Origin of the sequence: Variovorax sp. Varisp85, assembly GCF_047304045.1 — a bacterium.
Taxonomy (GTDB): Bacteria; Pseudomonadota; Gammaproteobacteria; order Burkholderiales; family Burkholderiaceae_C; genus Variovorax.
Window position 1 is genome coordinate 1 of sequence record NZ_JBGLYN010000060.1, and the last position, 24364, is coordinate 24364.

The window sequence follows — 24364 nt, forward strand, 5'->3', positions numbered from 1 at the left end:
CCCTCAGCCCCATCGAATACCGGGTGAGCCTTGGACTTGCAGCATAAAACCAGTCCAAGTTTTTATCCGCACCCCCTAAGGTCAGAGATCGGCGGAATCCAACAAACAAGACGATGGACGCACATTCACGGATCATCGGCAGCGGCAATCTGCTGGCGTCGTTGATTCGATGACTGTCACCCGTTCCTGACTGGGCTACTCGGACCGTCGATTGTTCGGAAGCTGTTCGGACGGTCATGAACAAGGCCCGGCGTGGAAGCAAGCTCCGTCCGCAGCGGAGATTGTCGCCGGCTCTTCAGTTCAAAAGGCGTCGCTGCCAATCGCTTCCAGTTGAATTTCACTTGCCAGCAAGATGATCGTCACGCCGTAGACAGGCTCAACAACAAGTAGCGTCAACATACCAGAACTGATCATCCCGAGTTTCTCTTTCAACGGCTCCCACTCAAGATCAGAGGAGCTTGGGCTTTTACCCCGTATCAAGAAGAACAAGTTATCGGTGATTGTGGAAATGTTTTCTTGAAAATCTGCTGCAGCGAAGCAGTGGACTCTGTCAACAATGTTCGAGAGTCTTAGCTCATCTGCGACGAAATCTTCCACTCCGGTTGCAGTGATCTTCTTGCGTTCCTTTCCTTCCCAAGCGCAAGTTAGCTCGATACAGACCTTTTTGTCTTTCACTGAAACATGAACCGAATCAATAGTCGATTCAACAAGCGTTTCCAATCCATTCATGTCAATTTCCTCTTTGCGGCCATGGGGAATAATCACGTCCAGGATGCTCTCTCGCGCCACCGTCCCATTCGTGAACATGCGGGCGCTCATAGCCTTGATGCGGCTTGTCAAAGTCTCTAACTGGTTTTCCGTCCGGTCCATATTCTCGCGTGCGGTGATTGCCCTCAATGACTGAGCCAGGATCAGCGCGATTGGGGACGTCCTTCTTTTTTCCGCCGTCCGAGAACATCCGATCCCTCAACCACTCTGTTGCTTTGGTGCATGCGTCAACCACGGGCTGAGGCAGAAGTTTTGGCCACGAAATGCCAGGGGGGCTAATCGGAATGCCATCTGGGTCGACTAATACGAAGCCTCCAGGTTCGCGCGAGATCGGGATGAGCATCGGTCGTGACCGGCCGCCGCGATCTCCTCCGGCGGATCATCGGTAATGGCAGCGAATGTCAGCAGATCCGGCTCGCTGGGCACCTGACCAGAGATCGGCGGCATGTCACACGCCATCGCGAGATCCCAGAATTCGGCCAAGTTCGAGTGCTAAAGACCTTCCTCTTCCAGGCGCTGAGCAATCGCATCATGTACTGCGACTTTTTCTGGATCTACGGGATAGCCGTACCTCCCCTGGCGATGGAATGTCGCTAGGTATCTGTGAGCGGACGACAGGCCGCCCTCTGCAGCTGATGCTATCCACTTGGCGCCAGAGAGCTGCACGCCGGGATCATCGCTCAGGATAAGGTGGGCTCCAACGAGACACTGACTGAGCGGATCGCCGGCCTGCGCAGGTGCCAAGAGAAGATCAATCGCGCCCGCCTCGTCTTTCGGGACGAATTCGGAATGCCCACTCATCATCAGCATTCCCAGCGAAACCATCGCAGGAAGGTGCCCCGCCTCCACGAGCTCGGTAAGAATCGCTACTCCACGTCGAGGCTGCCGCTCCACTTGCCTGCCAGATATCAAATACGACGCCAGTGCACGTTTCGCGTCCTGGAAGCCACTGTTGGCAGCGATTTCACACCACTTAAAGGCTAACGTCTCGTTCCTTTGCCCCGTGAGTCCGATTGAGAAAAGTACGGACAAAATGCATTGGGCAACAACGTCGCCTTCTTGCGCGAGGCGTAAACACCATGCATGTGCGCCAGCGGATTGCTCGGGCAGCGAAAACCCTTGCCCGCGCAAATACGAGACGGCATGCTTTCGCGACATTGCATCTTTCACAGACGTGACCTTGCAATTAAGACGGACCAAGTGGCAATGGAGCTACCGGGTGAGCAGGACATCGCGCATTGTGAGCCTCAACGCTCTGATTGAACGCTGTCACCAGCCTTCGGTATTCGCCCATGTTACCGAGTACCCCATGGCCCCACATGCCGAGAATCAGAAGTCTGTTATTGAGCAGCTTGTCCTGCGCCCGCTTGCATCCATCGTCGGGCGGGCAGCTTTGGGGTGGCAGAGGAATCACGTTGTCATAGGTGGAATCGTTCGCGGCAGATGGCGGCGCGGCCGAGTTCGACCCGATGGCAGCAGCAATTCCCGCCCCGATCATTCCGAGCGTCAGCCCACCGCCACCGCCACCAGCACCAGCTCCTCCACCGCCGCCGTCGAAGAGTTGGTTTTCAAACGGCCGCCCAAATCGCTTTTGTTGCAGCCCGTCAATGTCATAGAAGCGATAGAGAATCGCCGGCTGCGTACACAAATCGGTTCCATCCGCCACGCAAACCGATCGGATCAGGCTGGCTATACCGCCCCGTCCTCGCGTCATAGCTCCTGAAGTAGTTGTAGAACAGCCCGCTCTCCTCATCCGCATACTGCCCCGGATACCTCAGGTTGAATTTCACTTCCGAGAAGCTGGTCGTGCCCGGGGTCGGCGTGACATCCAGGTTGGCGAAGCGGTTCTTCGCGGTAGTCGGCTTGTCTTCCCCAAACGCGCTGTAGCTCCACTGCCAGACGGGTTGGCCGTCCGCATTGCTCAGGCGTCTCGGCGTGTTCAGGTGGTCGCTATGCACCGCGTAGGTGGCGCCATTGATCACGGCCGCAATCGGCATCGGGCCATTCACTGTGTGCAGGTAGATGTAGCTGGCCTGCCCCGCACTGTTCGCCCCGCCGCTGCCCGCCTCCGCGATCAGCGTGCCGTTCTCGTCGTAGACGTACGCATAACCCAATTGCTCAGATGGCGTCGTCGCCGGACTCCACAGCCGGGTGAAGAAAGCAATCAGCATCTGCATGAAGCCCGGGTCTGCTTCGTCGCCTGGGCCCGGCGGGTACAGCGGCTCGGTCTTGAACACCCGCTGGCCCAGCGCGTTGTGCGCGTAGCGCGTGGTCGGGCTCACGTCGGTGGCGCCGGTGGTGGCCGCGGCCAAGCGCCCTTCGGCGTCGTAGGTGTAGCTGCGCAGGCCATCGCTCACGAGGTCGCCGTTGGCGTTGTAGCCATAGGCCACGTTCGTGGTGGTGCCGCTCATGGTCTGAGAGAAGCCGCTGAGCTGGTTGCTCGTCGCGCCCACGGTGTAGGTGCGGCTGGTGCTCTGGCCGTTGAGCACCCGCGTGCTGCTCGAGCGGTTGCCGTTGGCGTCGTAGCCGAAGCCGGCGGTATTGCCTGTTGCGTTGAAGCTGGAGATGCGCCCGACCGAGTTGTAGCCGACGGTCCAAGTCCAGGGGGCCAGGGAGATGGTGTTGTGAGTCGGATCGGTGTCGCCCGGACCGTAGAGGTTCTGCGTCAGGCTGGCGATGCGGCCGGCGGTGTTGTAGACGTAGCTGCTGAACTCGGTCGCGGTCATGCGCCCGGCGGTGTCGTAGCTGCGGCTGGCTGCGAGAGTTGGGCTGGCGAAGGCCCAGCTCCAGGCGGTGGGTTGGCCCAAGGGGTTCCAGGCGATGCCGGTAACGAGCGGATTGCCGTTCAGGCTCAGGGCCGTGAGGCGGCCGGTGCTGTCGTAGCTGTGCGTGAGCAGCCCAGGTCGTGACGAGACCGTTCGGTTCTGTTCTGCTCACGACACGATTGGCGGTGTCGTAGCCGTACTGCGTGACATGACCCAGCGCGTTGGTTTCCGTCAGAACATTTCCGGAACTGTCGTAGCTGTAGTTGGTGACCGCTCCATTCGGGGCGGTCCGGGTGGCGACCAAACCTTGAGACCCATACGTCCATTTCGAGATGGAAACCGAGTGGTCAATCAGGCAGAGCCGGTGCGACCACAAAGCTCCAGACGTTGCAGATGGAGCGAGAGGACGGCCGTCACCGGCAGCTGATCGACAGCATCGACAACGTTGCGCACACAGTCGAGGATTCCAGTGCTTTCGCACAGGGCAAGAAACTGGTCGAACGCCATCCGTTCCTGACAGGGCTACTGGGACCGTCGATTGTTCGGAAGCTGTTCGGCCGGTGATGGCACAAGGCCCAGAGAGGAAACCGGTGCCTTGTTAAACAGCTTCGACGATATCTCGATACCAAGTAGATGGGCATTGAGCTAGAAATGCCTGACGGCACTCTTCTGCTTCATCGGCCTTGTTTGCTTCCCTCAAGGAGTAGATCTCACTAACTGCATGTTGCGTCCGACGATTCCACAAAGTATCGGCGTGGGCAACTTGCATCACCAAGTCACCAAGGCGGTCGGCTGAAAAGGTCTCTGTTGGGAGCAAATCACTGCACAGCAGGCGCAGTAGCTCGACATGCTCGTCCGTCATGTCCTCGCCCGAAGCGAAGCTTCCCTGCTTGTACTCACGTATCAAAGTGAATGCTTTCTCCAAGTCATCCGGCTTCGCAGAGGGCTCTAGGGTCATTGAGGGCACCTTTTTTCATCTTTGGTGGTGTACACAGATCGAACGGCCAGTCGCCGCTTCCTGATGAAATGCATTCATCGAGACAAGCTTGGCAATTGCCAGACCAACCGTAGTTCTTGCAATTTGCATAGGTACGGATACACGCATTTTTATCATCCTTTGGCCAAGGCTCTCCACGAGAGTCATCATCGCCACTACCCCAAGGCGGAGGCCACTTCGGTCTGCGATTCAGTAAGCCATCCAGCCAGTTTGGCACTGGAATGGGAATGCCATCGAGGTCGAGCAAGGGCGGTCGATAGACACACCCACCAGGCACGTAGCAATCCCAGTCGAGCCCATATCGATCTGAGATTCCGAGCGGATTTGCCCCTGCATAGATGCGGCGATTCCAACCTCCACGCAATCCGATTGGGTCTGACCTGCCCGGTTTCTCCGAGACATTGATTTCTAGGAAGATGGCTCCCGCCCGAAGAGGAGCCCATGAAGAAGAGTCGATTTTCAGAAGAGCAAATGGTCACGATCCTGCGCGAAGCAGATCGTACGACGGTGGCCGAGGCCGCCAAGAAGCACAAGGTCAGCGACGCCACCATCTATGCCTGGCGCAAACACTTCGGCCAGATGGAGGCGGCCGACGTCAAGCGTCTGAAGGCCCTGGAGCTTGAGAACAGCCGGCTGAAGAAGCTCCTTGCCGAGCGAGATCTGGACCTCGAGATCCTCAAGGAGATCAACGCAAAAAAATGGTGAGCCCGTTGGCTCGGCGCGAGCAACTGGCCTTCGTGCGCGCACATGGCTTGAGTCTGCGCCGCGCCTGCGGGCTCATCGGCATGTCACGCGCCACGCCCAGCTATGAGCTGCGCTTGCCCGCCAAGGATGCGCCGGTGCTTGCGGCGATGAAGGAACTCTCGGCTCAGTATCCGCGCTACGGCTATCGCCGCATCCGCGTGTTTCTGCGCCGCAAGGGCTTCGAGCTGAGTTGGTCTCGCACGCACAGGCTGTGGCGCCAGGCGGGCCTGCTGGTGCCCCGAAAACGGCCGCGCAAGCGCATCGCCTCGGTGCGCCCGCGCGTTCACACGCCGTTCAAGGCCAACATGGTCTGGGCCTACGACTTCGTCTTCGACACCACGGCCAGCGGCCAGCAGATCAAGTGCCTGACTGTCGTGGACGAATACACCCGCGAGTGCCTGGCCATCGATGTGGCCGGGGCCATCCGCTCCAAGCGGGTGATCGAGGTGCTCTCGCGCTTGGTGAGCTTGCATGGTGCGCCGCTGTTCATGCGTTCGGACAACGGGCCGGAGTTCGTCAGCCAAGCCATCCTGGAGTGGATCTCAGGCTCGGGCATTGCCACCGTGCTCAACGCGGCAAGCCTTGGCAGAACGGCACCGACGAGAGCTTCAACGGCAAGTTCCGCGACGAGTGTCTGTCCATCGAGTGGTTCCGTTCGCGCCGCGAAGCCGCTGTCCTGATCGAAGCCTGGCGCAATCACTACAACGAGGTACGTCCCCACAGCAGCCTGCAATACTTGACCCCGGCAGAGTTCAAACAGGAACTCCGCCTAGAACTGCAACCCGCCGTCTTCTAGGAAAAACTGTCTCGACTAAACCGAGCAGGTCACGACCACAAAGCTCCAGACGTTGCAGATGGAGCGAGAGGACGGCCGTCACCGGCAGCTGATCGACAGCATCGACAACGTTGCGCAGACCGTCGAGGAATCCAGTGCATTCGCACAGGGCAAGAAGCTGGTCGAGCGCCATTCGTTCCTGAGGGGGCTACTGGGACCGTCGATTGCTCGGAAACTGTTCGGAAGGTGATGAACAAGGCCCAGCGGGGAAGCTGGGCCGGTCGCTGTTCCGCCCTGACTAGGACGCCTCAATTCTCTAGGTCTGGGAACTGTTGATACAGAGGGACATTGACATGCATCTCAATCGCCCCGATTGACAGGCCAATACTCTTCTTGACCCTTTCGTATTCTTCGGGCGCGACCGCGTCCTTCACGATCTCTAGAACGGATACCAGTTCTTCAACGGCAGCAAGCGCTTTGGCTTGGATTTGGATTGCTTGGTCTCTTGTCATTTGTAGCCTCAATCGGGTGGAAGTCCAGGGTGTCCCTTGTCGAACATGCATCGACGGAAACATTTTCGATAGTCTGATGCCTGACGATCCTTACACGAGGGATCTAGAAGATGCGCACATTGTTCGTAGCATGCGTTTGCATCACGATCATATTTGTCGCTCTTAGAATTGTCGTCCGGAGGGTACGTCGGCCAACTGTTGCCGATCTTCGGCGTGACGATTGGGAGTTGATCACCACTGGCACCGCCAGAGCTGGCCGGTGGCGAAAACAAATCTCTGCATCCTTGTGAGAGGGCACAGCCAATACCCAGACTGAGTACTGGACCGACGATCGGAATCGCTTGTAACTGTAGCCCCTTGGGGTCGCTGTAGCTCAGCGGATTTCCACCAACGTAGCCGAACCGATTCCACCCACCTTCGAGACCGATGGGATCGCTCTGCGTATAGCGACCAACTCTCGGGTCATACGTCCTGAACCCGTTGTAGAACAGCCCCGACTCCGCATCCGCATACTGCCCCGGATACCTCAGGTTGAACTTCACCTCCGAGATGCCCGTCGTGCCCGGGTTCGGTATCGTCTCCAGATTGCCAAATCGGTTCTTCGCCAGCGTCGGCTTGTCTTCCCCGAACGCGCTGTAGCTCCACTGCCAAGCCGCCTGCCCGCTCGCATCGGTGAGCTTGCGCGGCGTGTTCAGGTGATCGCTGTGCACCGCATAGGTGTTGCCATTGACGATGGCCGCAATCGGCATCGGCCCGTTGGCCGTGGGCAGGTAGATGTACTGACTCTGCCCCACACTGTTCGTGCCCCCACTGCCCACCTCTGCGATCAGGGTGCCCTGCTCGTCATAGACATACGCATAGCCCAATTGCTCGGCCTGCGTCGTTGCAGGACTCCACAGCTTGGTGAAGAACGCGATCAGCATCTGCATGAAGCCCGGGTCGGCTTCGTCGCCTGGGCCCGGCGGGTACAGCGGCTCAGTCTTGAACACCCGCTGGCCCAGCGCGTTGTGCGCATAGCGCGTGGTCGGGCTCACGTCAGTGGCGCCGGTGGTGGCCGCGGCCAAGCGCCCTTCGGCGTCGTAGGTGTAGCTGCGCAGGCCATCGCTCACGAGGTCGCCGTTGGCGTTGTAGCCATAGGCCACGTTCGTGGTGGTGCCGCTCATGGTCTGAGAGAAGCCGCTGAGCTGGTTGCTCGTCGCGCCCACGGTGTAGGTGCGGCTGGTGCTCTGGCCGTTGAGCACCCGCGTGCTGCTCGAGCGGTTGCCGTTGGCGTCGTAGCCGAAGCTGGCGGTGTTCCCTGTGGCATTGAAACTGGTGATGCGCCCGACCGCGCTGTAGACCACACTCCAGGTGACGTTGCTGCTGGCGATGGTGCTGTGGGTCGGATCGGTGTCGCCCGGACCGTAGAGGCTCTGCGTCAGGCTGGCGATGCGGCCGGCGGTGTTGTAGACGTAGCTGCTGAACTCGGTCGCGGTCATGCGCCCGGCGGTGTCGTAGCTGCGGCTGGCTGCGAGAGTTGGGCTGGCGAAGGCCCAGCTCCAGGCGGTGGGTTGGCCCAAGGGGTTCCAGGCGATGCCGGTAACGAGCGGATTGCCGTTCAGGCTCAGGGCCGTGAGGCGGCCGGTGCTGTCGTAGCTGTGCGTGAGCAGCCCACCGCCATTGGGGTAGCCGATGCTCGCCAAGGTGCCGTTGGGGTTGTAGCCGTAGCTGACCTGCTGGACGCTGCCGTTCGCGAGAGTCTGCTTCTTGAGGGTCACACGGCCGAAGGCGTCGCGGGTGTACTCGGTCGTGCCGCTGCGGTCGACGATCTCCGAGAGGTAGCCCTTGCTGTTCGCGCTCAGGTCGTAGCGCAGGGTGGTGGTCTTGCCGTCGGCGAAGACCAGGCCGGTGGGACGGCCCAGGGCATCGCGGGTGATCGTTGTGGCCTGGCCCAGGGCATCGGTGATTTGGCTGGGCAGGCCCAGGGCGTCGTACTGGGTGCTGGCGCCGCCGGTGTCGGCACTGCTCTCGGCGGTGGCATTGCCCTGGGCATCACGCGCGTAGGTGGTGGCCACACCCTTGAAGTCCTTGGCTTCGGTGACGGCATCCAGGGCGTTGTAGGTCAGGGTGGTGGTGACGTTCGCCGCGTCGGTCACGGACTTGATGCGGCGCAGGCCGTCGAGACCGTAGGTGGTGCTTTGATAGGCGCCGTTCGTGTCTCGGATGAACTCGCCGTTGTAGTCGTAGCTGAGATAGTGGGCCTGGTTGGCGCCTTCTGTCTTGGCGCTGACCCGGTTGATGTTGTTGATGGTACGAACGACGGTCCAGGCCACGTTGCCGGCGCCGTCTCGGATCTGCTCGGCCGTGCGATTGCCCATCGCGTCGAGCGTGTAAGTACCGGACTCGCCGCGGTTGTTGGACCAGGCCACGAGGCGATGCGCATCGTCGTAGGTATAGCTGACAACAAGACCGCTGGAAAACGATGCGGTTTCAAGCATCCCGGCGGCTTTGTAGGCGAAGGTCGTGGTTTGCTGGCCGCCGACAGTCTGAGCCACCAAGCGGTCACGGGCATCCCAGGTGAAGGTCGTGACGAGACCGTTCGGTTCTGTTCTGCTCACGACACGATTGGCGGTGTCGTAGCCGTACTGCGTGACATGACCCAGCGCGTTGGTTTCCGTCAGAACATTTCCGGAACTGTCGTAGCTGTAGTTGGTGACCGCTCCATTCGGGGCGGTCCGGGTGGCGACCAAACCTTGAGACCCATACGTCCATTGCCAGACCTTCGAAACGTTGGGCGAGCTCGCTGTATCCGTGACGGTTCGACTCAGAAGATTGCCTTGTGCGTCGTAGGTCATGGCCGTGGTGCGGCCGGCCTCCGAGATCAAGATCGGCAGGTTGAAGCTGGCATGCCATTGCGTCGTGACCGTCTGGGCTTCGGGTGTCCCGACGGCGCGCGTGACTTCGGTGGGAAGGCGGCGGGTTGTGTCCCACGTCGTCGTGGTGACAGCTCCTTTGAAGTCGGTCTCTGACGTGACGAGACCATTCGAATCCTGAACGCGGCTGGCGGCATCGGGTTCCCTTGTTTCCGATGGCTTCGAGCCGCCAGTGACGGCGAGCTTGCCGGCGCTGAATCCGTATGTATAGCTCCGCCAGTTGTTCAGTGGATCGCCGACGGAGCTGGACCCAGGGTTGACGTAGTTGACCTGGTATCGATTCACGGCGCCAGCAAGTTGAGTGCTCGTTGCGCGTCCGAGGGTGTCGTAAGCAAAGGAAGCCCAGCGTGTGCCGGACTCGTCAGCGATGCCCGTCAGGGCTTGGGGCAAGCTAGCGTTCTCATAAACATAGCTGCGACTTTTTCCATCGGCGTAGGTCACCTGGGACAGGCGGCTCTGGGCATCGTAGCCATATGTCAGTACCCGGGCGTCGGGCAGTGTCACGCTTGCGAGTTGGCCTGCGCCGTTGTAGCTCAACGCCAAGCTGCGGCCGAAAGGGTTGGTGATGCTCGCCAATTGACCCGAGACGTTGTAGGCGTAGGTGGTCGTCCAGCCATTGCGTTGGCGGCGAGACAAGACTTTGCCGTCCGGGCCGAAGTTGAGGGTTGCGTCGTCTTCGGCGTGGCCATAGGTCCATGCCCCGCCGGCAAGCTGCATCAGGGTGTCGGTACTAGCGGTGGTCGCCCAGGCGGCGGTGCCAGCGGTCTTGGCAAACTTGCGCACGGTGCCGTCGGCATTGACGATCGTGACGTCGGTGGGATCGCCGATCGGCGTCGCATCCAGGCGAGCATAGTGATTGTGGGACCAGACAAGGCCCAGGCCCGCTTGTGGTCGAGTTGGATCGTAAGCCCATCCGCTTCGATACGTGCGAGAGAACGAAATGGGTGCTTGCCCAGTGTCGGTCCAGTCGTTCTGAAAACTGAACTTCTCGCCTGTGGCCGGCATGATGGGCTGTCCTTTGAACAGCCCATCAGGATTCTTGCAAGAGTTGGACGCCGCGGGCGCTATGTCGGGCCTGACGCAGCTGCTTGCCTGCTCAACAAATCCCACATCGCAGGTACACCAATTTCCGGTGGCATCGGGGACGCTGTTCGCTGGGCATGCGGTCGATGTTTGCGAAAGGGTGACGCTTTGAAAAACTTTGCTGAGGCCGAATGGCCTGATCGCGTAGTAGGAGCATTGATAGGGGATAACTCCGCTGAAGCCGGCGTACTCCACCCCCAAGATATAGAAGGCCCCTGGGTTAGATTGAATCTCCGCATTCCAATCGGCGAACATCACGATGCACGCATTGGCGTCGGGCATCGGCCCCGGACCCCATACCACACGGTCATAGTTGATGCTACGTGCTGTGTACAGGCCTGTTGCTGCAAAAAAAGCGTGAACGTTTGCCAAGAGCAGGACATGGCAGACCAACAGAGCGGCCGAGAAACGGCCAACGAATTTAGCCGTGGCCCGGAACGTCTGTGCCAGGCGAGCCTCGAACCCACGCCCCGGAAGTTTCACTTTTCCCTCGCAGTGCTGGCCAACAGTCTTGGTTGATGCTCTGCCTTTAGCGATTGGCCTTTCGCTGTGTCGTCGCCCGGCGCCGACGAGCGGCAGTCTCCACGAATCAGGCTCGGCTGTGCATCCCCCATTTTGGGGAGATCGTTTGGCTCGCTCGTCTGAGGTGCGGCGAAGGGGATTCACGCTTACTTAAAAACCGACAGATCGGCATATCCGCACTTACTTAATAAAGTGCGTTCTTTTTTCTTGACCGCACGGACACCGATGCCACTTTGCATTGACATCGTGCGGGCGAAGCCGGGCTCTTGCGTTAAGCGGGCATCCCCGCGCCGGTCTGCGGAGTTGGCGCCATGGCCTGCTCCGTAGTCCATTTGCGCTAGACCGTATTGCGAATAGGCGCGGCAGGAGGCCGCTCCTAGACTTTCCCCCCGAGGCCTGAACGGCGCGCACTCTCGCGACGTCGATGGTCCGCTGACCGCGGGCTCACAGGGCTGCGCACGGGGGTCCAATGGCTTGGTTTTCGAGATGGGGATGGCAGCGCCCGGCACGTTGTCGTGCAGCTGTCGCGAGTGCTCTCGGTCTTGCAGGCATTCTTTTCCTGGGCTTCGGCCCTTCGGCATCGGCACAGCAGCAGCAACGTCCAGCAGTGCCGGCGGTGTCGTCGAATGCCGAAGCCGCAGCCAGCAAGATGGAGCAGGCCCGCCTGGACGACACCGACACCTTGCTGGCATTGACCAGCGAGGGCGCGGTGCTCTACGGGCAGGACGCGGTCAAGCTCTCGGGTTACCAATACTGCAGCCAGGCCGTCGCACTGGCGGAGGCCGGCGAGTTCCGCCAGAGCGTGCGCGCCGCGAGCAAGGCGCTGCACCTGGCCAACGCCACCAACGATCCGAACCTGATGGCCATGGCCAACCGCGACCTGGCCATCGTCTACAGCTACTCGGGCCAGCTCGAGAAGGCCGAGGAGTTCGCACGCGAAGCGCTCAAGCACCCGGCGCGCGATCCCAAGCTGGTGGTCGGCCCGGTGCAGAAAGTGATCGGCGACGTGCGCACGCGCCGCGGCGATTTTTCCGGCGCGGTGCTCAGCTACGACGAGGCATTGGCCAACAGCTCGCCGCGCTATGCACCGCTGGTGCAGGCCTCGCTGGTCAATGCGCTGATCGAATCGGGCGACCCGGCGCGGGCACGCGAAGTGCTTGGCACCATGGCGCCGCCGAAGGACGCACCGCTCACCGCGCAGCTCGACCGCACCCGCGCGCGGCTGCTGCTGGCCGAGAACAGGCCCGCCGAGGCGCGCGACATGTACCGCGCACTCACCGCGCGGCAGGTCGGCGCCGACACCGAGTACTACCGCCTCTGGGCCTGGGACGGCGTGGCGCGCAGCGAACTCGCGCTGGGCCAGAAGCAGGCCGCGGCCGAAGCCGTGGGCCGCGCGCTCGGCGACGTCGACAAGGTGCGCGCCAAATTCCGCAGCGAGGAATTCAAGATGGGCCTGTTCTCGGACCTGCAATCGGTGTTCGAGCGCGGCGTGGCCATCTACAGCGACGCGGGCGATGCGCGCCAGGCCTTCGAGGTGAGCGAGCACAGCCGCTCGCGCGCATTGCTCGACGCGGTGCGCGGCCGGGCCAAGATCAACGAGCAGGCCGCCAACACCGTCGATCTCGCCGCGCTGCAGCGCATGCTAGCACCCGACGAGCGCGTGGTGCAGTTCCACTCGCTGCCCGACCGCCTCGTGGTGTGGGTCGTGAGTTCCGGCGACATCACCGAGAAGACGGTGGCCGTGAAGCGCGACGACCTCAACGAGCTGGTCGAGACCTTCCGCAATTCCATTGTGCGCGGCCGCCGCGCCGCCATCACCAACGCAGACAAGCTGGGCGCCGCGCTGCTCGGGCCGCTCGGCCTCGCGCCGGGGCAGCGGCTGATCGTGGTGCCGCACGGGCCTTTGCACTACCTGCCGTTCCAGGCGCTGCGGCTGGATGGCCGTTACGTCATCGAGAAGCATCCGGTGGCCGTGGCGCCGTCGATCAGCATCGCCGTGCAGCTCGCGCAGCGCACGCCGCGCGTGAACGCGTCGCTTACCGCCTTCGGCAATCCGCGCATCGAGGACAAGTACGACCTGCCCGGTGCCGAGACCGAGGTGAAGCAGCTCGCGCAGCTGTTCCCGCGCAACACCGTGTACATGGGCGCGGCCGCCACCAAGACGCAGTTTCGCGACGTGGCCACGCGCTCGCCGCTGATGCATGTGGCGGCGCATGCCGAGGCCGACGCGGTCGATCCGCTGTACTCGCGCATCCTGTTGGCCAACGAAGGCGGCAAGCAGAATTTTCTGGAAGCGCACGAGATCCTCGGGCTGCCGATGGACGGCACCGCGCTGGTCACGCTGTCGGCCTGCGAGTCGGGCCTCGGGCGCATCGCGCAGGGCGACGAGGTGCTGGGCTTCACGCGCTCGTTCCTCTCGGCCGGCAGCTCCAGCCTGATCGCCTCGCTGTGGCCGGTGTCGGACGACGCGACCGCGGTGCTCATGAGCACGCTCTACGGCGAGCTGGCCAAGGGGCGCGACATCCAGAAGGCCATGCAGGCCGGACAACTCGCGGTGTTGAAGGACCCCAAGATGTCCCATCCCTTCTTCTGGGCGCCGTTCAACCTGATCGGCAACTGGCGTCTTACGGTGGGGGAATGAGATGACGTGCCTTGTTTTTGAAGAGCGCTGTTTGGGGGGCGATCACGCCGACGGTGGACATTCGCGGAGGGGAATACCCGGTGGCCTGTGCACGCACTCCGAACAGCCAGCAACGCAACGCGCAACGGAGCACTGACATATGCGCGCCAGTCAACGCCCCACCCCGATTGCCTTCGCGGTCACAGCCTTGGTCAGTGCAACCTTGCTGGTCGCAGCCCAGCGCACGCACGCGGCCGACACCAACACTTTGCTGTCGACCCAGGACCCCTGCGGCACCTGCGACCGCCCGCTCGCGCAAGCCCCCACCGGTGCCGTCGCACCGCAGAGCCTGCCCGCGCCGCCGCGCCCCGCTGGCTCGACGTTCAGGCTCAACGACTTGCGGCTCAACGGCGTGAAAGCGCTGAGCAACGAAGAACTGCAATCCATCACCGCCCCCTACATCGGCCGCGACGTCACGCTCGGCGATCTCGAAGAACTCGCAAAGGCCATCACCGCACGCTACAAGGAGCGCGGCTACTTCCTGGCGCAGGCCGTGGTGCCGGTGCAGACCGTGCGCGACGGCATCGTCGAGATCAGCGTGATCGAAGGCCGCCTCGGCAAGGTCGACGTGGTGGTCGCGCCCGATGCGCCGACCAGTGAATCGCGCGTGCGCGGCTTCCTCGCGCCGCTGCAGCCCGGCGAGGCCGTGAGCGCGCCGGCTTATGAGCGCGCCATGCTGCTGCTGTCCGACCAGCCCGGCGTCAAGGTGTCCTCGGGCCTGCAGGAAGGCTCGCAGCCCGGCACCACCGATCTTTCGGTCGAAGTGGCGGCCGCGCCGCGCTGGGCCTTCACCGCTGAAGCCGACAACCACGGCACGAAGGAGTCGGGCCGCTACCGCATCGGCGGCACGGCGCGCTGGCTCAGCCCCTTCGGCATCGGCGACAACCTCGACATGCGCCTGATGGTGTCCGACAGCAATGCGCTGCAGTTCGGCCGCATCGCCTACGAGGCGCCCATCGGCACCAGCGGGCTGCGCGCGGGGGTCGGGCTGTCGCGCGTCAACTACGAGCTGGGCGGCGAGTTCTCCGAGCTCGGCGCACAGGGCCGCGCCGACGTGTTCGACCTTTCGCTCAGCTACCCGCTCATCCGCCAACGCCAGCAAAACCTGTTCCTGCGCCTGGGCGCCGACATCAAGGACCTGACCGACGAGATCGGCGTGGCCGACGTGCGCGTGAAGAAGCGCGTGCGCGGCCTGGGCCTCGGCTGGACCTGGGAGCGGCGCGACGAGGTGCTGGGCGGCGGCTACTGGGCCAGCTCGGGCACGCTGTACCACGGCCGGCTGTCCATCGACGACCCGGCGACGCGGGAGGCCGACCAGGCCCTGGGCGGACGGCGCACCGAAGGCGGTTTCTCCAAGCTGAGCTTCCAGCTGTCCCGCCTGCAGGCCATCGTTCCCAGGCATTCGCTGTACCTGTCCGTCGGCGGCCAGTGGGCCAGCAGGAACCTCGATCCGTCGGAGAAGCTCGCGCTCGGCGGCGCACGCGCCGTGCGGGCCTATCCGTCGGGCGAGGTGCTGGTCGACCAGGGCGTGATCGGCACCGTCGAGTGGCGCTGGTCCTTCAACGAAGAGCTCACGCCCTTCCTGTTCTACGACGCCGCGCACGGCAAGCTCTCGCGCAGCCCCACGCCCTTCGACGGCAGCAACAGCCGCAGCGTGCGCGGCTACGGCGTCGGCGTGAGCTGGTCGCGGCCCGGCAACTTCTCGATCAACGCGACGCTGGCCTGGCGCGATGGCACGGCACCGGCGCAGACCGACGGCGGCGGGCGCAATCCGCGGCTGTACGTCCAGCTTCAAAAGGCGTTCTGACCATGACGCATCGCACACCCCCCTCGTTCCGGCTGCCGCTGCGGCCGCTGGCGCTCTCGCTGATTTGCGCAGGGGCGCTCCCCGCCATTGCCCAGACGCTGCCCACCGGCTTCCAGCCCATTGCCGGCAACGTCACGATGTCGCAGCTCGCGAACGTGATGACCATCAACCAGGGCCTTGCGCGCGGCATCGTCAACTGGACCGGCTTCTCCATCGGCGCGGGCGGCGTGGTGAACATCACCCAGCCGGGTGCGTCGAGCGTGCTGCTCAACCGCGTGACGGGCAACGAGCTTTCCACCATCGCGGGCCAGCTCAACGCCAACGGGCGCATCGTGCTGGTCAACCCCAACGGCGTGCTGTTCAGCCAGGGCGCGACGGTGAACGTGGGCGGCCTCATCGCTTCCACGCTGGCCATGACGACCAGCGACGCGGACTTCCTCAACGAAAACACCAGGCGGTTCACGTTCGAGCGCGCAGACGACAACGTCGCGACGGTGATCAATGCCGGGCGCATCACCGCGACCGGCGGCGGCCCCGTGGTGCTGATGGGCGCGACGGTGGCCAACACCCGCGTGGGCGACGACGCCAACAGCGGCCGCATCGCCGCCGACGGCGGCACCGTCGCGCTGGCGTCGGGCCGCAAGGTCACGCTTGACCTCGCGGGTGACGGGCTGACCAACATCGTCATTTCGACGGACACCATGGCCACCCATGCGAGCGTCGGCAACACCGGCACGCTGCAGGCCGACGGCGGCCGCGTGGCGGTCATGGGGCGGTCGGCCACCGTGGGCGAACTGGTCGTCAACCAGCGCGGCACGGTGCGCGCGCGCACGGTGGGCACGCGCAACGGCGAGATCTTCCTGGGCGGCGGCCAAGACAACGAGGTCCAGGTGACCGGTGGCACGCTCGACGCCACGGGCACTGCGGCCGGCGAGCGCGGTGGCGACATCCGCATCACCGCCGGAAAGGTCACCCTGCAGGGGACGGGTGACGGCATCAAGACGGTGGCTGATGCCAGCGGCCAAGCGGGCGGTGGCTCGGTCATGGTGCAGGGCTACGACGTGGCGCTGTCGGCCGGCTCGGTGCTGAGTGCCGATGCCAGGAGCGCCGGCGCGGGCGGCACGGTCAGTGTGGGCACGGCCAGCGGCACGGCCTTTCCGGGCGATGCGGAAAACGCCCTGCCGTTGCGCGAATCGCACCTGCAGGCCTTCGGTGAACTCACTGCACGCGGCGCCGGCAGCGGCGCGGGCGGCAACATTGCGACCTCGGGCGATTTCGTGCGCATCGACCCCTCACGCGTGGACGCCGGCGGCGGCGCACAGGGCGGCGCCAACGGCCGCTGGACGGTGTCGAACAGCGCCGACCTGGGTGTGGACCAGACCCTGCCGGCCTACGACGGCGGCTACCCGCAGCTGTCTTCCAGCAATGTGAGCGCCAGCGCCGTGGGCGCCGCGCTGGGCCGGGGAACCGACGTCACGCTGGCCAGCACACGCACCGGCGACAACGCGGGCGTGACCTTCGGCAACGGCGCGCAGGTCGTGAAGAACGAAGGCGGCACCGCCACGCTGCGAGTCGACTCGGGCGGCGGCATCGCCATGGCCAGCGGTTCGGCCATCGACGCGCGCATCGGCGCGCTCAACGTCGACTTCAACGCCGACGCCAGCGGCGTGGTGGCCAAGAACGCCACGCAGGTGAACGCCGGCGGCGGCAACCCGAGCTACGAGCTCGACTACGGCGCCTCGATCGGCCTGACCGACGCCACCATCAACGCCAACGGCGGCAACATCCGCTTCTTCGGCCAGGGCGATGCCGTCAATGGGCGCGCCGTCGGCGGCTCGGTGTCGAACAGCGACGACGCCTGGCGCGACGGCATCGCGCTGAACGGCAGCACGCTGGCCACCACCGGCAGCGGGCAGGTTTCGCTGCGCGGCCAGGGCCGCACCCGTGTCGACACGCAGGACAGCAGCACCAACTTCGTCTACCGGGCCACCGACGGCGTCACGCTGCAGGGCAGCGAGGTGCAGGCCGGCAGCGGCGGCGTCACCATCGACGGACTGGCCGCGCTCGGCGGCGGCGGCGTGCGGATCGGCGATGGCTCCGGTCTGGAGACACCGGGCAACGTGTCGGTCACGGGCCGCGGCGCGACCTGGACCGACAACACGTTGCCGGCCGGCTCGATCGGCACCACAACGGCTGTGGACATCGACAGCTCGTTCATCAACGCAGGCGGCGACGTGCGCATCGAAGGCACGGGCGCGAACCTCGAGGCGCTGAACAAGTACCTCGGCTTCGCGGCCAATGGCCGCACGGCGGGCGGCGGCAACGGCGTGGCGCTGTCGGGCGGCGTGACGGCGGGCGACGGCCGGCGCATCGACGTGGTGGGCAAGGCAGGCAGCGCGGGCTTCACCGCCGCGCTGGACGGCGGCGGCGGCATCGTTACCACGCCCACCGGCGAGTCGATCTATGGCGTGGCGGTGAGCGCCGACGCGTCGCAGCCCAACCCGCTGCGCACGGCGGGCGGCACGATCGCCATCGACGGGCTGGGCACCGACGTTGCCCTGCGCATGAACACCTTCGGCTCGGGCCTGAGCGTGCCCCAGGGCGCGATGCTGTCCGTGGCCAGCAGCGGCGGCCGGGGCGGCAGCATCTCGATCAGCGGGCGCAACGTGCTCGTCGATGGCTCGCAGAACTTCGACGGCACGCCGCTGGTCGCGCGCCTGGACGCCAGCGGCGCCACGGGCGGCGGCAGCATCGACATCGCGGCCACCAACGTCATCGCGCTCGGCACAAACACCGCCCTGGACGCCAGCGGCACCTCGGCATCGGGCAACGGCGGCAGCGTGAAGGTGGTGGCGGGCGACACGCTGCGTGCGCACGGCAGCCTGTCGGCGCGCGGCGGTGCGGGCACGGGCAACGGCGGCCTGGTGGAAACCTCCGCGCCGCACTTCGACCTGTCGGGTGTGCAGGTGGATGCCTCGACGACGGGCGGCACCGCGGGTACGTGGCTGATCGACCCGTTCGACGTCACCATCAACCATGGCGCGGCCGCGGGCACGCTGCCCACCAACCCCTTCGACCCGCTGGCCACGTCGGTGGTGCTGGACGGCGACATCAACAATGTGCTGAACGGCAACACCAGCGTGATCATCACCACCGGCACGGGCGGCCCGCCCGGCGCCGGCACCATCACGTTGGGCACCGGCGTGCTGATCGACCGCAACACCGGCGCCACGCCCGTCACCTTCCGGCTCGACGCGGCCGCGAACATCAACAGCTTCGATGCGGCGACGGTGATCCGGTCCGACCGCTCGGTGGCCGGCGTGGGCGCGCTCAACGTGGAGTTCAACGCGGGGCTGGGCGTCAACGGCGGCAGCATCTTCTTCACCGGCGCCATCAACACCAACGGCGGCAACGTCTCGATGACCGCCAACGGCCTGAACAGCGGCTCCGTCATCTCGCTGAACAACGCGACCATCGACACGCGCACCGCGCAGCTCGACGCGGGAACCGGGGGCGCGGTGTCCATCGACGGGCGCTCGACCGCGACCGGATCTTCCTTCTCGGGGCCGGTGGTGAGCATCAGCAATTCCAGCATCAACACGGCCACGGGCAACGTGTCGATCGCGGGGCGCGGGCTGGTCGACACCGGCGTGGCGATCAGCGGCACGACGGCGACCCAGGGCGTGTTCACCACCGGCGGGCGCATCGGCATCGTGGGCGTGGGCAGCGCGGGCTTCTCCAGCTTCACACCGCTGGCGGGCTATGGCGTGCTCATCAACGGGGCCACGGTGCGCAGCGTGGACGGCGACATCCAGGTCGACGGGCTGGTGCGCACCGGCGGCAACACCGCGCTGGGCAGCGGCGTGCGCATCGGTGCCGGCAGTCTCGTGACCTCGCTGGGCAACGGCAACATCACGGTGACGGGCGAATCGCAGGCCGACGGTGCCGGCGTCACCATTGCGCCCGTACCGCCGCTGAGCACCTTCGCACAGCCCGGAGGGCGCATCGACGGCAACAACAACGTGGTGCTGCGCGCCGCCAACGACGGCTCGACCGACGCGCTGGTGATCGGCGGCACGGTGCGAGCGGCCAATGTGCTGAACCTGCGTCCTGGCGGCGTGGACACGGCGGGCAACGCCGGCGACCGCACGGGCAACCCGATCACGCTGGGCGGCACCGCGGCCACCGGCTTCGCGGTGTCGGCCGACGAGTTCACGCGCCTGAGCGCGGGCACCATCGTGGCGGGCAGCAACGCGCACGCGGCGGGCATCACCGTGGTGGCGCCGCTCGCCGTGTCGTCGCCGCTGACCCTGCAGAACGGCGGTGGCGGCAACATCCAGCTCGATGGTGCGGTGAGCACGCCGCAGCTCGGCCTGGTGAGCGCGGGCGACATCCGGCAGGCGGCGGGCGCGGCCATCACCGCGGGCACGTTGCTCGCGCGTTCCAGCGGCGGAAGCGTGGTGCTCAACGACCCGGGCAACCACGTGGGCACGGTCGGCGGCGGCGCGGCGGGGCGCTTCGCCTACGTCGATGCCGATGCGCTCACGCTCGGCGCGGTGTCGGTCACCGGCTTCGATGCGGCGGGCAACCTGCCGCAGACACTGTCGGCGACCTCGATGGCGGCCGACACCGTGTTCGTGCGCACGCTGGCCGGCGACCTCACGCTCGGCGCTCCCGTGACCAGTGCCGGCGGCACCGATCTCGTGGCGGCCGCGCGCTTCCAGAACCCGGGCGGCAACGGCATCGGCGGCGCCAGCTGGCGCATATGGGCCGACACCTGGGTGGGCGAAGCCCGCGGCGGCCTGGCGGGTTCGGCACCGCTGCCGAACTTCTATCACTGCGCCTACCTGGGCCTGTGCACCGTGACCGTGCCGGCCACGGGCAACCACTTCATCTACGCGCAGCAGCCGCTGGCCATCGTGACCATCGGCAATGCGCAGCGCGCCGGCGGCCTGCCCAACCCGCCGTTCGTCTACAGCATCTCCGGGCTGATCCTGGGCGACACCGGCGCGGGCATCTTCGGCGTGCCGGGTTCGCCGGCCACGCGCTCCAGCCCGCCGGGCTTCTATCCCATCAACGGCAGCTTCACCTCGGCCGAGGGCTACGCGGTGCGCGTGGTGCCGGGGCAGCTGCAGGTCAGCGGCTTCGTGTCGCTGCCCAGCGTGGACGTGGTGCGCGACCAGCCCACCACCTGGCTGTACGACCGCAACATCGGGCAGGCGCCGATCTGCCTGGCGACCGGGCCGCTCGACGGCGACCGCGCGCAGCAGGGCGCGGACGTGCTGGCGCGCGAATGGTCCCGCGTGCGCTCTCGGCCCAACCTGCTGAACTGCGTGGACACCGAGAAGCGCAACGGCTGCGCGGACTTCTGAACGAAGCCGCTCAGACGCCGCGTGCGCGGCGATTGGACATCACGACGTTGTCCTTCGGGATCGCCTGGCCTTCCTGCATCGCGGCGATCCATGCCGCGGTCGTGGCCACGGCCGCGAAGTTGCTGTGGAACACCACGCTGAAGACGCGATGGATCTCCTCGGCCGTGACCTTGCCCGCGGCGTTCTCGTACGGCAGCGCGCCGCTGGCGTCGGACAGGAACTCCACGTTCAGGCCGCGGTGCATGGCCTCGTACACGGTGGAGGCATCGCAGTTCTGCGTCATGTAGCCGGCCACGCTCAGCGTGTCGATCTCGTGGCGCGCGAGCCAGTCGGCGAAGTCGGTGCCGGTGAACACGCTCGGGAAGCTCTTGGTGACGAGGTGGTCGCGCGGCCGCTTCGCGATCTCGGGGTGCAGCTGGCCGTTGTGGGTGTCGGCCTGGAACACCGGCGCGCCCTTGGGGGCATGGTGGCGCACCACGACGACGGGTGTGCCAGCGGCGCGTGCCGCGTCCATGGCCTTCGTCACGTTCGGCAGCGTGTCTTCGATGGGCGGGTACTCGATCGGCAGGCCGCCGCCTTCGAAGTATTCGTTCTGCACGTCGACCACGACGAGGGCGCGGCGCGGGGCGGTGTTGCTGCTCATGAAAGGCTCCTTCTCTTGTGTGGTTCGGATGGCCTGATTCTTCGCGGTTGCGCAGTCCGGAGAAAGTGGCCCGAAAGCCATTCATCGATAAGATCGGGCCATGCCAGCGCCAGCCACCGAAACCATCGCCGTCGTCGCCTTCGACGGCATCAGCCCCTTTCACCTGTCCGTGCCGTGCATGGTGTTCGGCGAAGACCGCACCGAGAGCGGCGCACCGCGCTTCCGCCTGCGGGTGTGCGCACCGGAGCCCGGCCCGCTGAAGACCAACGCGGGCTTCACGCTCGGGGTGCAGCACGGGCTGGAGGCCATCCGCCGCGCGCAGATCGTGGTGGTGCCTTCATGGCGCGACGACGGCAGCGCGGCGCCGCCCGCGTTGATCCGCGCGCTGCAGGCTGCGCACCGGCGCGGCGCCACCGTGGTCGGCCTGTGCCTGGGGGCCTTCGTGCTGGCCGAAGCGGGCTTGCTCGACGGCCGGCCCGCCACCACGCACTGGAAGCTGGCTGCGGCCTTCGCGAAGCAGTACCCGCAGGTGCGGCTGCAGCCCGAGGTGCTGTACGTGGACGACGGCAGCGTGCTCACCTCCGCCGGCACGGCCGCGGGCATCGACTGCTGCCTGCACCTGCTGCGCGTGCGCTACGGCGCCGAGACGGCCAATCGCGCCGCGCGGCGCATGGTGGTCGCGCCGCACCGGCAGGGCGGGCAGGCGCAGTACATCGAGCAGCCCGTGCCCGCCGCGGCCGAGCGCGATCGCCTTGCGCCACTGCTGGAGTGGCTGGGCAAGCACCTCGATACGTCGCATGAGCTGGACGACCTCGCGCGGCGCGCGCTCATGAGCCGACGCAATTTCACGCGGCGCTTTCGCGAATCCACCGGCACGACCGTGGGCCGGTGGGTGCAGAACCAGCGCCTCGCGCTGGCGCAGCGGCTGCTGGAGACCACGGACCATCCGGTCGAGCGCGTGGCGACCGGCGCCGGCTTTGGTTCGGCGGTGTCGCTGCGCAAGCATTTCACCACCGCGTTCAAGGTGTCGCCGACGGCGTATCGCCGGCAGTTCTCGCGGGCCGAGACGACGGCCTGAGCCCTCGCTGCTTGCTGCTCAGCGCTTTAGTCGGCCGCCGGCGGCAGGGCCGCGCGCGCGGCCAGCCGCAGGTAGCGCGCCTGCGTGCCTTCGGCCAGCGCGCCGCGCTGCTCCAGCAGCAGCACGCAGCGCAGCGCCAGGTCGAAGGAGCGGAAGCACCAGTGCGCCAGCATGGCCAGGTGCTTGAGCTGTGCGTCGCTCATGGCGTCGGGCCGGGTGATGTCGCGCACGTAGACCAGGTCGGCTTCGAGCAGCTGGCGCAGCGGCTGGCACGGATCACCGTTGACCACGCACGGCGCCAACGGCCAGTGCTTGAGTTCGGCCAGGCAATGCGGCAGGAAGCCCTGGCGACGCAGCTCGAGGTCGATCTCGCCGATCGATGCCTGCCCCTGGTAGATCGGCACGAACGACACCTCGGTCTGCACCGCGACGGCCTGCGCCAGCCGGACCGCGCCTGCGCGCAGCACCGCCAGCTCGCTGCCTTGCGCGTCGATCTTCAGGAAGTCGAGGTGCTCGACTTCTTCCATGTCGTCAAGCCGGCGCGTCTGAACCGCAACGCGCGCCACCACCTGGGCCATCGGCCGCAGCAGGTCGAACAGCGCGAGCGCGGCCGGGTCGGGTTCGAGCAGGCTGGTCATGCCGGGAGCGGCGCACACGTGGAGCGTGTGTGTCCGGCCGTCGCCCACGGCCCACGGGAAGTAGCGCTCCAGCGTGCCCCGCCGCCGCCGCAATGCGCGCAGCGCGTCGGGCTGCGGCTCGAAGCCGGTCACGCGGCACTGGCCGGCCGCCAGCATCGCGCGGTAGGGCGGCTCGCCGTCGATCGGGTTCGCACCGACGTCGACCACCTCGGTGGGGCGATCGAGTGCAAGCAGCCTGGCCAGTGCTTCGTCGTTCATGCCGGGGGACCGCCGCGCGCCGCCAACGCCTGCCCGAAATGGCCCGTGTAGGTGCGAAGGCCCTGGTGCGACAGGTTCGAGCGCGCATCGATCCAGACCTTGCCGCCGATCGACTGCCAGCGGCGGCAGAAAGCGAAGTCCTCGGCCAGGTAGGCGCCGTTGCCGGGCTCGGCGAGCACGTCGAAAAAGCGGTAGTGAAACGCGGCGCGCGCGCGGTCGGCCGGGTCGGCGTGGCGGTCGGGCGCATAGCGCAGTTGGGGAAAGGCGGTGGCCATGCGCTCGAACACGCTGCGCGCGATCAGCATGAAGCCGGTGGGCGCGTCGAGCATCTCGGCGAAGCCGTCCGCATCGATAGCCAGCCGGGGCCCCGCGGCATTCGCGGCGAAGCGGGCATGGCGCGCCTCGAAGTCCTGCCGCGTGCTGCCAGCCGGCAACGGCGCGTCGAGCCCGGCCTCGGGCCAGCCGTCGGTCTTGTGCGGATAGATGCCGGCCACCACGTCGCGGCCCGCCAGCAGCAGCCGCAGGGCCGCCTCGGGCTCGAAGCCGATGTCGGCGTCGATCCAGAACAGGTGCGTCCAGCGCGCATCGGCCATGAACTCGGCCACCAGCCGGTTGCGTGCACGCGTGATGAGGCTGTCGCCGTCGAGAAAGCGCGTCTGCATCGCGAAGCCGTGCGTCCAGGCCAGATTGACCAGGCCGAGCAGGCTGCGCACGTAGTTGCTGCTCATGGTGCCCGCGTGGCTGGGCGTCGCGACGAAGGGACGGATGTCTTTCAGGGCGGCGAGTTCGAGCATCGGCAGGTTTCCTTGA

16 protein-coding genes and 1 pseudogene are annotated in these 24364 nt (G+C 65.6%); 5 read left to right on the forward strand and 12 right to left on the reverse strand.

Features of this window, described 5'->3' with window-relative positions; all coding sequences use genetic code 11:
* The 6 genes from ACCC97_RS21230 to ACCC97_RS21255 all read right to left on the reverse strand — a co-directional run.
* A partial coding sequence (locus tag ACCC97_RS21230; RefSeq protein WP_413334861.1) for a hypothetical protein occupies positions 1 to 244 on the reverse strand: 244 nt, incomplete at its 3' end.
* Positions 245 to 300: 56 nt separating this feature from the next.
* Positions 301 to 819, reverse strand: coding sequence for a hypothetical protein (locus ACCC97_RS21235; protein WP_413334863.1), 519 nt, complete (start codon positions 817 to 819; stop codon positions 301 to 303).
* A gap of 441 nt (positions 820 to 1260) precedes the next feature.
* Positions 1261 to 1938 (reverse strand): tetratricopeptide repeat protein, encoded by a 678-nt coding sequence (locus ACCC97_RS21240; protein WP_413334865.1) that lies wholly within the window; start codon positions 1936 to 1938, stop codon positions 1261 to 1263.
* A gap of 440 nt (positions 1939 to 2378) precedes the next feature.
* Complete coding sequence (locus ACCC97_RS21245) at positions 2379 to 3575, reverse strand: RHS repeat-associated core domain-containing protein (protein ID WP_413334867.1); 1197 nt, start codon at positions 3573 to 3575, stop codon at positions 2379 to 2381.
* Between the two features lie 309 nt (positions 3576 to 3884).
* Positions 3885 to 4040, reverse strand: a complete 156-nt coding sequence (locus tag ACCC97_RS21250; RefSeq protein WP_413334869.1) for a hypothetical protein — start codon at positions 4038 to 4040, stop codon at positions 3885 to 3887.
* 91 nt (positions 4041 to 4131) lie between these two features.
* Positions 4132 to 4458, reverse strand: a complete 327-nt coding sequence (locus ACCC97_RS21255; RefSeq protein WP_413334871.1) for a hypothetical protein — start codon at positions 4456 to 4458, stop codon at positions 4132 to 4134.
* 513 nt (positions 4459 to 4971) lie between these two features.
* Here ACCC97_RS21255 and ACCC97_RS21260 point away from each other — a divergent pair.
* Positions 4972 to 6070, forward strand: a pseudogene (locus ACCC97_RS21260) (IS3 family transposase).
* Here ACCC97_RS21260 and ACCC97_RS21265 read toward each other — a convergent pair.
* From ACCC97_RS21265 to ACCC97_RS21275, 3 genes are all read right to left on the reverse strand, one after another.
* On the reverse strand, positions 6027 to 6242 hold the full coding sequence (locus tag ACCC97_RS21265) for a hypothetical protein (RefSeq protein WP_413334901.1): 216 nt from the start codon (positions 6240 to 6242) through the stop codon (positions 6027 to 6029). The pseudogene ACCC97_RS21260 and the gene ACCC97_RS21265 sit on opposite strands and share 44 nt — an antisense overlap.
* Positions 6243 to 6357: 115 nt before the next feature.
* The gene (locus ACCC97_RS21270; RefSeq protein WP_413334873.1) at positions 6358 to 6561 is read right to left on the reverse strand and encodes a hypothetical protein; all 204 of its coding nucleotides are present in this window, start codon (positions 6559 to 6561) and stop codon (positions 6358 to 6360) included.
* An 8-nt stretch (positions 6562 to 6569) separates the two neighbouring features.
* Complete coding sequence (locus tag ACCC97_RS21275) at positions 6570 to 10838, reverse strand: RHS repeat-associated core domain-containing protein (RefSeq protein ID WP_413334875.1); 4269 nt, start codon at positions 10836 to 10838, stop codon at positions 6570 to 6572.
* An 856-nt stretch (positions 10839 to 11694) separates the two neighbouring features.
* Between ACCC97_RS21275 and ACCC97_RS21280 the strand changes: the two genes are divergently transcribed.
* The 3 genes from ACCC97_RS21280 to ACCC97_RS21290 all read left to right on the forward strand — a co-directional run bounded on the left by ACCC97_RS21280 (position 11695) and on the right by ACCC97_RS21290 (position 20937).
* A complete protein-coding gene (locus ACCC97_RS21280) occupies positions 11695 to 13719 on the forward strand; it encodes a CHAT domain-containing protein (protein WP_413334876.1) in 2025 nt (674 codons plus the stop codon).
* A gap of 139 nt (positions 13720 to 13858) precedes the next feature.
* On the forward strand, positions 13859 to 15565 hold the full coding sequence (locus ACCC97_RS21285) for a ShlB/FhaC/HecB family hemolysin secretion/activation protein (protein WP_413334878.1): 1707 nt from the start codon (positions 13859 to 13861) through the stop codon (positions 15563 to 15565).
* A 2-nt stretch (positions 15566 to 15567) separates the two neighbouring features.
* Positions 15568 to 20937: a filamentous hemagglutinin N-terminal domain-containing protein gene (locus ACCC97_RS21290; RefSeq protein WP_413334880.1), complete on the forward strand. Its 5370-nt coding sequence runs from the start codon at positions 15568 to 15570 to the stop codon at positions 20935 to 20937.
* 10 nt (positions 20938 to 20947) lie between these two features.
* Here ACCC97_RS21290 and ACCC97_RS21295 read toward each other — a convergent pair whose 3' ends face one another.
* A complete protein-coding gene (locus tag ACCC97_RS21295; RefSeq protein WP_007829946.1) occupies positions 20948 to 21580 on the reverse strand; it encodes a cysteine hydrolase family protein in 633 nt (210 codons plus the stop codon).
* 100 nt (positions 21581 to 21680) lie between these two features.
* Between ACCC97_RS21295 and ACCC97_RS21300 the strand changes: the two genes are divergently transcribed.
* Entirely contained in the window at positions 21681 to 22658 is a 978-nt protein-coding gene (locus ACCC97_RS21300; protein WP_007829948.1) for a GlxA family transcriptional regulator, read from the forward strand.
* A 26-nt stretch (positions 22659 to 22684) separates the two neighbouring features.
* Here ACCC97_RS21300 and ACCC97_RS21305 read toward each other — a convergent pair whose 3' ends face one another.
* Both ACCC97_RS21305 and ACCC97_RS21310 read right to left on the reverse strand, forming a co-directional pair.
* Positions 22685 to 23554: an FkbM family methyltransferase gene (locus tag ACCC97_RS21305; RefSeq protein WP_007829950.1), complete on the reverse strand. Its 870-nt coding sequence runs from the start codon at positions 23552 to 23554 to the stop codon at positions 22685 to 22687.
* The gene (locus ACCC97_RS21310; protein ID WP_007829952.1) at positions 23551 to 24348 is read right to left on the reverse strand and encodes a hypothetical protein; all 798 of its coding nucleotides are present in this window, start codon (positions 24346 to 24348) and stop codon (positions 23551 to 23553) included. The genes ACCC97_RS21305 and ACCC97_RS21310 overlap by 4 nt, the downstream gene beginning before the upstream one ends.
* Between the last annotated feature and the right edge of the window lie 16 nt (positions 24349 to 24364).